At 61.7% G+C, this 12,826-nt stretch carries 5 protein-coding genes; all 5 read left to right on the top strand.

Features of this window, described 5'->3' with window-relative positions:
* Nucleotides 1-294 precede the first annotated feature (294 nt).
* The 5 genes from ACW4E8_RS01685 (at nt 295) to ACW4E8_RS01665 (ending at nt 12,818) form a co-directional block, all read left to right on the top strand.
* Nucleotides 295-1,161 (top strand): hypothetical protein, encoded by an 867-nt coding sequence (locus tag ACW4E8_RS01685; RefSeq protein ID WP_456802927.1) that lies wholly within the window; start codon nt 295-297, stop codon nt 1,159-1,161.
* Entirely contained in the window at nt 1,161-8,303 is a 7,143-nt protein-coding gene (locus ACW4E8_RS01680; RefSeq protein ID WP_456802926.1) for a tandem-95 repeat protein, read from the top strand. Before ACW4E8_RS01685 ends, ACW4E8_RS01680 begins: the two co-directional genes overlap by 1 nt.
* A 164-nt stretch (nt 8,304-8,467) precedes the next feature.
* A complete protein-coding gene (locus ACW4E8_RS01675) occupies nt 8,468-10,663 on the top strand; it encodes a peptidase domain-containing ABC transporter (protein WP_456802925.1) in 2,196 nt (731 codons plus the stop codon).
* Nucleotides 10,664-10,721: 58 nt separating this feature from the next.
* A complete protein-coding gene (locus ACW4E8_RS01670) occupies nt 10,722-11,399 on the top strand; it encodes a hypothetical protein (protein WP_456802924.1) in 678 nt (225 codons plus the stop codon).
* A gap of 78 nt (nt 11,400-11,477) precedes the next feature.
* Nucleotides 11,478-12,818: an HlyD family type I secretion periplasmic adaptor subunit gene (locus tag ACW4E8_RS01665; RefSeq protein ID WP_456802923.1), complete on the top strand. Its 1,341-nt coding sequence runs from the start codon at nt 11,478-11,480 to the stop codon at nt 12,816-12,818.
* Nucleotides 12,819-12,826 lie beyond the last annotated feature (8 nt).

Raw genomic sequence — 12,826 nt, 5'->3', positions numbered from 1 at the left:
ATTCCCGCATGGTCCGGAAAGTGGGTTTGGTATGATGCGTGCGCTAGGATTCTTGGAGGTGTGTTCTAGCGCTCCACCCTAGTTTCGGTTCGCTGGTGGCCTTGGATGAGTGCGTTCACTCAAGCTTGGAGAGCAAGAATGCCCGACTCGATTTCGGTGTGGAGAAGCAACGAAGGTCGCCAGCCAAAGATGACCCGGTCTTCCGTGGGGGGCACTCGTGCATCCATGAAAAGCGGTTGCCGTAGTAATGAAAGATAATCGAAGGGGCAATGCAGAATGTTTGGTCGCTCACCAATGAAACTCGTCAAGAATCGTCGGTTGCTTGATGCGACGTTGCTTGCTGGCGCAATCATTCTTGCATCGGTCGTGCTCTGGGCGCACGCCCAGGAGCGCCACGACCTCCCCCCATTTGACTACGAGAAGGCGAAGCAGCTTTCGCGAGAAAAGAGAGCGGGGTATGAACGGGACCTGTTCAACGAGCTGTACACCTGGAACACGGGCTCGCCGAAGTACATGGGCAACGACGGTACAAATCGCCGTGAGGCCGATTGGATGGCCATGGCTCAGGACGGCTATGAGCTGGCGTATATCACGCTGCAGGTTCTCCAGCCGTCCACCGGTATTCGCTATTCCGTAAAGAAGCCACTGACGCGACTTACCGAATTGGCCGATGGCGGAGATGCAGGCGCCATGTGCTTGTACTGGCGATTAATTGACAGAGATCAAAAAGGTAAAGAAGCGAAGTATATAAGCCCCGCGCTCTCATATGTGGAGCGAGGAGCAGCTATTGGGCACCCCGCATGCTTACGAATAGTTGGTGGACTTCTTCTGACAGGAAGCCAAGGAATGTCTTTGGACATCCCTGTTGGAAGCAATTTTGCGATTAGGGCCGAACGGGAGGGCTACGGCGGTGCTTTATCTATTTGGGCATATCTCGCCGGATTCTCCCCGAAAGATGAGAGGGATTGGATTCGCCTGTACTGCTGGGAACATTTTGCCAAACGATACGCGGTCCTGCTTGACGTGAGCACAGTCCTGTCGCAGCTTCGAGATCCATTGCAAGTGCCAAAGGCCCTTGGTCACCTAGAACTGGCAAGCAAGCTGGAAGCGTGGACTCCTCGACTGGAGGAATGCGTCAAGCTCGGGCTGGGGAACAACTAATGGCGACGCAGAATCAGCAATGGCAGAGTCAGGCAGCGCGATATAAAGCTGAGCTCAAGAATTGGGATCAGACGATCTATCGGCTACAAGATACAGGCGCATCCCCATCGCAATTCGGGCAGGCGCGGCTGAGCCAACTAAAGGCTGTCAAGCAATACAACGACTTCCTGGATACCGCCAAGCAGGACTACGCGAAAGCGATGCAGTACGAATCGCGTCTGCGTAACGATCCCAATCTTTCGGCTCTGGAACGCCATCAGTTGGAAGTCACGCGCGATGCGCTGAATGCGCGAGCCGGCGAATTCCAGCAATTCGCAAACGACAACAAGCTGTTCCCCGAGTCTGCCAATCCGGTGAAGCTGGACGGCAAGATCTACTACGACAACGGCCACACAGAGTGGGATACCGGTACCGCACGAGGGATATTGGGTTCCGCCATCGACAGTGGCAAGTCGGTGTTTTCGGCCGGTCTCGAATGGATTACGCCAAGCAACGCTACGAATCAGCTTGCTTGTGCGGAGGGCTTCAATAGCCTGGTGGGTGCCGTGACCGGCAAACTTCTGCCCAACCCAGGCGGCGCAGCGAATCCCGCCGCCGAGAAGGCGCTAGAAGAAATCTGGGGGCAAGGCAAGGGCGGCGTCATGAAGCCGGGCGAGGGTATTTGCAAGATGCTATACCCCAAGGACGATCCAACCATACAGGAGATGCGAAAGGCCGGGCTTATCAGTGAGTTGGAGCTGCCCGGTGAATTTGGTGATCAGTATGTGGTGCTCGACATTCCCGCCGAAATAGTCGCCTATGGTCTCGTGGGCGCTGAGGCAGAGAATCGCGTACGAAATGGCGAGATGACGGCGGAAGAAGCCTACGCCATACTTGGGCCACAACGCGACAAGGTACCTGAAAATGCTTTCGGCCTTCTTCCACATGAGGGGGCCACCGAGTTCGACTTCATTGAAGGCACAGAGGTCGCCTCGCTTCCCCATCTTGATACCGCTCCAACGCCTGACGATATCACTTCCCATCCCGATTCCTCGGATTCATCTCCGGTGCAATTGCAGGACGTGCTGGGCAGCGTGCAAAGCTTGCAATCTCTCATGCAAGCCATCGAGTCCGGCGATACAAAGGCCATCGCGCTTGCGAGCGCAGCCATGCTGTCCAGTCTCGACAGCGTAAGCGGCGGAAAAATTCTTCCCGACGGCATACCGGGTGCCTTGAACGTACTGGCGGCGGGAATGAACCTGCTCAATGCCATCCAGGACGGGGATGGCTTGGGTATTGCCGCATCAAGCTTGAACCTTGGCAGTCAGGCTGCGGCGATGTATGCCAATGTGCTCAAGCAACAAGGCATCGTTGCCTTCCAGGCCGAGTCGGGCTCCGCGGCCTCCTTGCTGGACACCGCCGCCACAGTTGGGCAAGTGGCTGGTGCCCTGGCATTTGTCGCCAGTGTTGTCACGCTGCTGAAGGCAATCGAGGACGGCAACGGCGTCCAGACCGCCGGCGCTGCGCTGAGTGCTATTGCTGCTGGCATGGCCGTTGCGGGATACACCTCTTATTGCCCTCCGGTAGCCTTTGCGGCGATAGCCGTCACGATGATCGGCTCGGCGGTATTCGCCGAGGATCTTCCGACGCTAGAAGGCGAAGCCACCGCTGTGTGGAATCCGGACGGCAGCATTCACGTGCTCAAGACCACCGATGCCGAGGATGGCGGCGCGACGCCTGCCAACATCCTGCAAAGCCTGGTCGACGCCCTGCAGGTGTCGCTTGCCCAGCAGGTGGATGCCAACGGCAACCCCCTTTACGCCATCATTCCACAGCGCCTGCCGACCATCGGCTATATCTTCGATCCTGATGGGGCGCGCCTGAACGATAACGGCGGTCAGTTGTATCTCAAGTGGATCGACGACAACGGCCAGGAGCAGAGACGCTACTATGATGGCGCTGGTTTGCGCTATGACACCAGCCAGGCGACCATTGCGCAGCAGTTCATGCAGCAGGCATTCGCTGCCATCGTCCCGGCCTGGGAAGCGGAATCGGTGCTTGCCCACATGCGCGAATCTGGCGTCGTCACCGCTCCGGCAACGGGCAGCATTGAAGAGAACCGGTCGCGAGCTGGCCAGCAACTGCACAGCCCGGATTGGCATGAGGCTAAGGCCGACGCAGGCATGCCTGAGGCAGACGCTGACGGCATCCACCAGCATTTTACTGCGCTGACGGTCGACCTGAAGCCGGAACTGCCTGCAGGTGTGAACCCTGGCCGGATCGGCAAGAACGTCGATCTGGACGGCTACATCGAGCAGACGGACTGGGTGAAGGCCAACCAGGGCATCCTCTCCATCGATGTGAACGGCGATGGCAGGATCGGGCAGAACGAGATCCTGACCAACGACCCGGATGCCTCCGCCGCCCATGCCCGCAACAGCATGCAATGGCTCGATGTCAACCACGACGGCAAGCTGGACACTTCCGACCCGGCCTTTGCCGCCCTGGGCATCTGGCTTGACGTTAACCGCAACGGCCAGACCGATCAGGGCGAGTTCGCCTCGTTCCTCGACCGGGGTATCGCCAGCCTGGACTTCACCAGCACGCCACCAGTCCTGCGCGCCGCCGATGGCAGCGTCATGACGGTCACCGAGCACCACCTGACGGCGGACGTGCGCGGCGACGCCTATCAGGCGGCGTTTGTGGACACGGACGGCGATGGCCAGCTTGACGCCTTTGCCGGCATGTTGCACGCGAAGGAAGGCGGCGAGACGATCCTGAATGCCGTCGTCACCCATGATTACACGGGCGAAGCTGGCCATACCCATGGTGGCGTAGCCTTGGAAAACGCCAGCGCTGAGATGCAAGTCGCCGAAGGCGACAGTCGCATCAAAACTGCCAGCGACAAGCAGCACGAGCAGACGCTTGCCGAAGACGCGATCGTCGCTGGCGATGACCGCGTGGCCGATGGCGAGGGCACGACCCCGGTCGGGCAGACTACTGCCACCCGTGTCGAGCGAGATGACAGCCGCCTGATCTCGAAGGACGACGCGAATCCCGGCAGGCCTGCGCAGCGTACCGATACGGTGCGCCCGGCGGACGGCCGTGTCACCAGCGCTCCGCCAGCTAGCCCAACCGATGCTTTCGCTGCGATCCGCGATCAGTGGATCAAGAGTAGCGACAGCCTGTTTGCGGGCACCGGCGCTCTGCTGGGTGTCGCGGTAGGTGCCGTGGCCGGCGTTGCCAACGCGGCAGAAGGTGGCGGGCAGCCCGATGGGCCAGTCCCCGCTATCGATACAACCGGCAACAACACCATCAGCCACCTGCCGGCAGAACTTGCAACGACGGCTGATTCGCCGGGCCAGCCGCAACCGACTGTGGCTCAGCCGCCCTTTGTACAGGTGCCAGTCAACGCCTTGCCACCGGCGACGCGCCCAGTTGTCAGCGAGGCAACGATCGGGTCGCCGGTCGAAGTCACTTTGGATCTGATCGGATCAGTGCCGGCGGGTGGTGTCAACTACGATGCGGCAAGTGACGATACGATCCTGACCACTACGCCCGACCGCGTGGTGGCCGGGCCGAACGGCGAGGATATCCAGATCATCGCGCCGGACGTAGCCGATGAGCAGGTCGCAGGCATCGAGGACACTCGCTATGCCATCGATGCGGCAGTGCTGCTGGCCAACGATACCTCGCGCAACGTCCTGACCCAGCCACTGCGCTTGATCAACGTCTACGGCGGCGAGAATGGCACGGTGACCCTGACACTGCTGCCTGACGGCAGCCAGCGCATTGTGTTCACCCCTGACCCAGACTATTGGGGGCCGGCGCGCTTCCGCTATACCGTCGAGGATGAGTATGGCCTGCAGGCGACCGGCCGCGTCTACCTGGACATTGCGCCGGTCAATGATGCGCCGGTAACCGCTGGCGAAACGGCTGCTTTCGATGAAGATACCGGCCTGCTGTTCACCTCGGCGCAACTGCTTGCCAACGATTTCGATGTGGATACGCCCACCATCGGCGACGTGCTGAGCATCCAGCGTGTTTCCGACGCCACGCACGGCCTGGTGGCCCTCGATGCCCACGGCAACGTGCGCTTCCTGCCTGACCAGGATTATTTCGGGCCGGCCAGCTTTGTCTACTGGGTGTCGGATGGTAACGGTGGCCTGACGCCCGCCACGGTCAACCTCGAAATCCGCCCCGTCAATGACGTGCCGGTGGTGGCGGGTGAAACCGTCGCCACCGACGAGGACACCGTACTGCTGATCGAGCAGGCGACGCTGCTGGCCAATGACTGGGACGTGGATAACCCCCACTCGGACCTGACTGTGTTCTCGGTGCGCAATGGCCAGCACGGCACGGTCGAGCTGACCCCCGAAGGGCAGATCCGCTTCGTGCCGGAGCAGGACTTCTTCGGCACCGCGACCTTCTTCTACAGCGTCTACGACGGCGCGGGCGGCTATACCGAGGCGATGGCCACGGTCGATCTGGCACCGGTCAATGACGCGCCGATCGTGACTGGCGAGGACTTCCGTGGCAACGAGGACGAGGTAGCGGCCTTCACCGCGGCCAGCTTGCTTGCCAATGACCGGGATGTGGACGATGCGCAAGCCACGCTCACGCTGGTAGCGGTCGGCAATGCCTTGCACGGCGAAGTGCGTCTGAACGCCGATGGAACCGTCACCTTCATCCCGGAAGCGGACTACTTTGGTGCCGCAAGCTTTGAGTACACCGTGTCGGACCCGCACGGCGCCATCACCACGGGGCGGGTGGACATTGACCTGGCTCCCGTCAATGACGCTCCGCGGCTGCGCGACGATGTGATTGCGAGCAACGAGGACACCGCGCTGACCATTGATGCCGTCGCACTGCTTGCCAATGATACGGATGTGGACAACCCGCCGGAGGCGCTTTCCATCACCCGCGTCAATGGCGCCACGCACGGTACCGTGTCGCTGAACCCGGATGGGACCATCCGTTTTGTGCCCGATCCAAATTTCTTTGGTGATGCCAGTTTCACGTATGAAGTAAGCGATGGTGTCGGAGGCGTCTCGACCGCGACGGCGACTATTCACGTGGCGCCAGTCAATGATGCGCCGATCGCCAACGACAATATCGTGGACGGACGCAGGGGCGTGGCCATTACGCTGACCGCGGCGGCCTTGCTGGCGGATGATTTCGACATCGACAATCCGCACGGCGATCTGCGCATTGTGGGCGTGTCCGGTGCCGAGCACGGCACTGTGCGACTGAATGCGGACGGCTCGGTGACCTTCCTGCCGGAGCCGGGCTTTGGCGGCTACCCGGGTGCGCAAGGCCACTTCACCTACACCATCTCGGATGGTGTTGGCGGCTTTGCCACGGCGACCACGACCATCAACCTGGAGAAGATCAACACGACACCGGTGGCGGTTGATGACGGCTTCTCGGGCTATGAGAATACGCCATTCGTCATCAACGCAGCGCAGTTCCTGGCCAATGACGCGGATCCGGACGGCGACGCGATCGCGGTCACCCAGGTTGCCAATGCGCAGCACGGTACGGTCGAGATCCAGGCCGATGGCCAGATCCGGTTCACGCCTGACCACGACTTCTATGGGCAGGCGTCCTTTCAGTACCTGGTGTCCGATCCCTACGGAGGGCAGACCTGGGCCACTGCCTTCCTGCATGTTGAGCATGTGAACAAGGCGCCGATCATCGAGGCCATCGAGTATGGTCGCGCCATTTTTGGGTATTACGACGGCCCGCCGGTCGTGGTGGGCCAGGCTGGTCCGGGTGCGGGTGCGGGCTCTGCCGGGCAGTATGTATACAGTGATGGCCCTGTCTTCCAGCCAGTCTATGACGAAGCACTGGCCTTGTCGCTGGCCTTGCAAGGCCAGCTGTTTGATGCCGGCCGGCAGCCTTATACGTCATCGCATTATCAGAATGGCATGCTCAGGCCACTGGCACTAGACCAGATGGATGGCGACTACTTTTTCGCCGGGGCAAGCTATGAGTCAGAACGCGTTCTTGTCCCCGCCAATGATCCCCGAAGAGAAATGGGCCGGATCATTGCCTACGATCCAGATGGCGATACAGCGGCCATTGTCATATCGATTGTTCAGGCGCCGCAACACGGTTACGCCTACGCCAACACCTATCGGGAAACCGAACATGGCTTTGAACACTCAGGTGAGCTCGTCAGCCGCTATGCCAACTGGCAGTACGAGAGCCATGCGGGAGACCCTTACACCGGTGCTGACGCCTTCACCATCCGTATTACCGATGCTCAAGGGGCATCCATGGACGTGGTGATCAGCGCTACCCACAAGGGCACCAATGCTAGCGGCGGCTACACGCCCCTCGTGATGGACCTGAATGGCAACGGCGTGGAGTTGCTCGCGGCGGATCAATCCAACGTCAAGGCAGACGTGAATCATGACGGCCAGGCGGAGCAAATCGGATGGGCCGCCGCGACCGATGGTGTACTAGGCTTCGATGCCGACGGCGATGGCAAGATCACCGTGGAAGAGACGCGCCTGACCAATTTCGCGCCCGGCACGAAAACTGACCTTGAGGCGCTTGCCACTTTCGACACCAATGGCGACGGCAGGATCAGCAAGGAAGACGCTGCCTGGAGCCAGTTCAAGGTGGTGCAGGACGTCAATGGCAATGGCGAATTCAGCGAGGCCGAGCACAAGACCCTGGATGACGCCGGCATCGCCTCCATCGCACTCCAGCGCCAGGGCGAGGCCCACCTCGATCATGGCAATGTTGTGTTCGGCACGGTGGATGTCACGCACACCGATGGCAGCAAGAGCGAGGCCGCCGACGTGATGTTTGCCGGCAAGGATGTACCGCTTCCCGGCTTCGCCCTGTATCTGAAAGAGGTCCAGCAGGGAATCGCGCCGACCGAGCCGACCGATGATGCCGTCTTTGCCGCGGATGCCGTGGCACAGCTGCTCGCCACTGCCGAGACACCTTCTTCAGGTTGTCCCTATTCGCCGCACAGCGCGGAAGCCGTGCAATGGAGTTGCCTCCAGTGGAACAAGCTGCTGACGACTGCCGATGAGTCCCAGGCCCCCAGCGGCTTTGTCCCACCGCGCGAGGACACCCTTGCCGACATGATGGATCGCGCCGCACAGGCCAGCGCGGTGGACTTGGGCATGGGCCAGCCGTCATGACCTTGATACTCGACATGTAAAGGTCCGCAGTCACCGAGACTGGCAGTAAAAAACTATCCCGCGGGGGAGAAACACGCCACCCGCCGGGAACGCTTGATTTTTTGACGAGAAAGTACGATGAATGCATTGCTTTGGGCTGTGATGGCCCGGGCATGGGTGCGGCCATGAACTGGAAACCAACCCTGCCCAATCTTGGCATGCTTGCCGTATTCGCACGCCTGCATGAGGTCAAGGCCGATCCCGAGGGCCTCGCGCGCCGCTGGGACGTGCGTGAGGACTTTGACGCCAGCCGGCTGCTGTGGGGCCTGGACGATCTTGGCTTCGACGCCAGGTTGGTCGAGGGCGGCGTGGACAAGCTGCGCCGCGCAGCACTACCTGCGCTGGCACTGACCCGCAGCGGCCGGGTTGTGCTGGTCGGCAAGGTGGATGCCGATGCCGTCCACGTGCAGCGGGAACCGGACCAGCCGCCGCAGGCAGTGCCCGCGGCGGCCTTCGCGGGCGAGTTCGCCAATGCCTGGATCGAAGCCAGCCGCAGCGTGGCATCCCTGACCGATGGCACGGCCAATGCCGGTGTCTCGGCGTTCGGCTTTGGCTGGTTCTGGCAGGCCATCAAGAAATACAAGGCCGAACTCACGCAAGTGTTGCTGGCCTCGTTCGTCGTGCAGATCTTTGCACTGGTGACGCCGCTTGCCTTTCAGGTCGTGATCGACAAGGTGCTGACCCACCGCTCGCAGGCGACGCTGGTCGTGATGCTGGTGGCGCTGGCTGGCGTGGCGCTGTTCGAGGCGATGCTGACTGGCTTGCGCCAGTACCTGCTCTCCCATACGACCAATCGCGTCGATGTCGAACTGGGCGCGCGCCTGTTCCGGCACCTGATGCGCCTGCCGATGTCTTACTTCAATTCGCGCCGCGCCGGTGACGTGATTGCGTCGATGCGCGAACTGGAGACGGCGCGCAACTTCCTGACCGGGCAGGCGCTGACCGCCTGGCTGGACCTGTTCTTCGCGATGGTGTTCCTGGCGGTCATGTTCTACTACAGCCCGCTCCTGACCATCATCGTGATCTGCTTCCTGCCGATCTTCTTTGGCGCGTCGTATGTCGTCAGCCCGATGCTGCGCAAGAAGCTGGAAGACAAGTTCGCACTGGGCGCCGACAACCAGGCGTTCCTGGTGGAGACCATCGGCGCGATGGAGACCCTGAAGGGTCAGGCCGTTGAAGCCAACTGGCAGCGCCGCTGGGAAAGCCGGCTGGTGCGCTACGCGGTGGCCGCATTCGAATCGGGCCATACCGGCAACTGGACCAACCAGGTCATCAATCTGACCAGCAAGGTATTGACCGTGGTGCTGCTGGGCGTCGGTGCCATGCAGGTGATCGACGGCAACCTCACCGTGGGCGGGTTGATCGCTTTCAACATGCTGTCGGGCCGGGTTAATGCACCGATCATCAAGCTCTCGTCGCTGTGGCAGGAGTTCCAGCAGATGCGCGTGGCGGTCAAGCGCCTGGGCGGCATCATGGACACGCCGACCGAGGCGGGCCAGTTCTCGGATCAGACCCAACGGGCAGCGATTCAGGGCTTTGTCCGCTTCGACCGCGTCAGCTTTGCCTATCAGGCCGACGGCGCTGAAGTGCTGTCGGATGTCTCGTTCTCTGTTCCCGCTGGGGAAGTCGTGGGCGTCGTTGGCGTATCTGGTGCCGGAAAGACGACGCTGATTCGCCAGTTGCAGCGCCTCTACTCACCCACTGGTGGCAGGATCACGATTGACGGAATCGACCTGGCGACAGTGGACACGGCCTGGCTGCGTAGCCAGGTAGGCGTGGTGTCGCAGGATGTCGCGCTGATGAACATGTCGGTGCGCGACAACATCGCCATCTCCGATCCGGGCCTGTCGCTGGAGGCCGTGATGGCAGCTGCCGAGCTGGCCGGAGCGCACGATTTCATCAACGCCTTGCCCCAAGGCTACGACACCGTGATCGGTGAGCGCGGCAGCCTGCTGTCGGGCGGCCAGCGTGCCCGTATCGCCATCGCGCGGGCGCTTGCAACCAACCCGCGCCTGCTGCTGCTCGATGAGGCCACCGCCAGCCTGGACTACGAGTCCGAGCGGGTCATCCACGACAACCTGGAGAAGATCTGCGCGGGCCGTACCGTCTTCATCGTCGCACACCGCCTCTCCACGCTGCGCCTGGCCGACCGCATCCTGGTGCTCGATGGCGGGCAGCTTGTCGAGCAAGGCCATCACACTGAACTGATCACTGGTGCGGGCAAGTATCGCGCTTTGTTCGAGGCGTCGCGTGTGCTGGAAACCCTGGCCGTCACAGGCCGGGCGCCGGTTCAGCCGATCGTACAAGCACAATCGGCATGACCTGTCGACCAGGCCATGTAACGAACAAAACTAACAAAGTCATGGAAAGGAGTATCAGATGTTGAGGAAGCTTGTGGTGGTCTTGGGCGCATGGGTGCTCGCGGGTTGTGCGATGCTGGATTTGTCGGGGAGCAAGCCGGTTGCCCTGCAACCGGACGAGACTTTGGTCCTGCTGGCCGCCCGCGTCCAGAACACCCGAGAACCCAAGTATCCCTTCACATCGTTCAGGGCGACATTCGCGCAGGCCGACATGAATGGTTTCGCCAAAAAGGCATTGGAACCCGCTTCCAGTCAGATGTTTCTGCTGGCGGCCAAGGTGAAGGCTGGAGCCAACGAATTGACGACGTTGCATGGAGTCACAGAGCGGACCCCAGTCCTTGACCCCGGTGGCATGGCTTTCGCGGTATCGGGGAAATTCAACGCAGTGCCGGGCCAGGTCCAATACCTTGGGTTTCTGGATATCGAGAACGTGGACAGGACCGATGACGGCCAGCAGCCGTCAGGGCCCGGCATTCCAATCATTGCGCAGGCTTTGACCGGGCTTGCCCAGGGCACGCTTGCCGTGCGCTTGGCGGACTCCGCGCATCGCGACATCCCCCAGTTTAAACAAGCGTTCCCGGCTATCGCCGATGCCGACGTCGTGGTCATGCCTTTGCAGCAGTTGATGCTCATGCGCAGCAGCGTGAATGTCGGGGAACCAATTGTCGTGACGCGGGAAAAGGCTTCTCTGCAATAACGCACGCTGCGTGCGGGTGACCCACTTGGTTCTTCGCCCGCCCAGCAAGGCTGGGCGGGCCGGCATCCTTTACCAATCATGAAGCACAAAGACTCAACTGACAGAAGCCGATCCGCAGCCGATGCCTTCGCCACTGCCGCCATGGGCATCGCCAACCGCCGTCCGGCGCGCATGGCACGGATCGTCGCTGGCAGTATCTGCGGCATGGCCGTCCTTGCACTGGTCTACGCCACGATGGCGAAAATGGACGTGGTGGTCTCCGCGCAGGGCAAGGTGATTCCCTCGGGCAAGTCCAAGGTGGTGCAGCCGCTCGAAGCCGGCATCGTGCGCGAGATCCATGTGCGCGACGGTGAGAAGGTCAAGGCTGGCGCCGTCCTGGTCGAACTCGACCCGACCACCACTGCAGCAGACCGTGACCGGCTGCAGCGCGACCAATGGGAGGCCGTAGCCGGGGTGCAGCGGCTGACAGCGCTTCTCGACGGCAAGCCCACCATGCCGGCCGTCGAAGGCTTGCCTGCGGATATTGCCCGGACGCAGCAAGCGCTGCTCACCAGCGCGCTGGCCGAGCAACGCGCCAGGCTGGCGGCGCTTGACGCCGAGATTGCCCGCAAGCGTGCCGACCGGGACGGGGCCGCTGCCAGTCTGGAGCAGATCCGCGCCAGCCTGCCGCTTGTCACCAGGAAGAACGACATGCGCGAGGAACTGGTCAAGACCGGGCATATCGCCGAGACCGGCCTGATCGAGACGCGGCTGGAGCTGATCAACCTCAGGAGGGATCTGGCGTTGCAGACCAACCGGCTGGCCGAGGCCGGCGCGGGCCTGAACGCCGCACAGCAACAGCGCGCGCAGGCGGTGGCCGAGTTCAGTGCGCGGCATGCGGCTGAACTGGCCGAGGAAAGCCGCAAGGCTGCCACGGCCGAGCTGGAACTGGTCAAGGCCACGCAGCGGCGTGACCTGCAGACGCTGCGCGTACCGATCGACGGCATCGTCCAGCAGCTGGCGGTGACTACCGTTGGCGGCGTGGTGACCCAGGCGCAGCCGGTGGCGATCGTGGTGCCCGAGAACACTGCGCTGGAAGTGGATGCTCAGGTGCAGAACAAGGACATTGGCTACGTGAAGCCCGGCCAGCGTGTCATCACCAAGGTGGAGACCTTTGACTTCACCCGCTTCGGCTACATCGAGGGTGAAGTGCAGTGGGTGGGTACCGACGCCATCAATGATCAGAAGCTGGGCCCCATCTATCCAGTGCGCATCAAGCTCGACACGATGGCCACGCCGAACTCAGTCAATGGGCGCAAGGGGGCGCTGACTCCTGGGATGAGCGTGACCGCCGATATCCGCGTGGACGAGCGCCGCATGATTTCCTACTTCCTGTCGCCGCTGATGCGCTACAAGGATGAAGCCTTGCGGGAGCGGTGATGGCACGC

The organism is Cupriavidus sp. CP313, assembly GCF_054072015.1.
This window is presented reverse-complemented; position numbering and strand designations above follow the sequence as displayed.

Coding starts and splice junctions, on each gene's coding strand:
- ACW4E8_RS01685 (WP_456802927.1), top strand. CDS start 295: ATGAAACTCGTCAAGAATCGTCGGTTGCTTGATGCGACGTTGCTTGCT.
- ACW4E8_RS01680 (WP_456802926.1), top strand. CDS start 1,161: ATGGCGACGCAGAATCAGCAATGGCAGAGTCAGGCAGCGCGATATAAA.
- ACW4E8_RS01675 (WP_456802925.1), top strand. CDS start 8,468: ATGAACTGGAAACCAACCCTGCCCAATCTTGGCATGCTTGCCGTATTC.
- ACW4E8_RS01670 (WP_456802924.1), top strand. CDS start 10,722: ATGTTGAGGAAGCTTGTGGTGGTCTTGGGCGCATGGGTGCTCGCGGGT.
- ACW4E8_RS01665 (WP_456802923.1), top strand. CDS start 11,478: ATGAAGCACAAAGACTCAACTGACAGAAGCCGATCCGCAGCCGATGCC.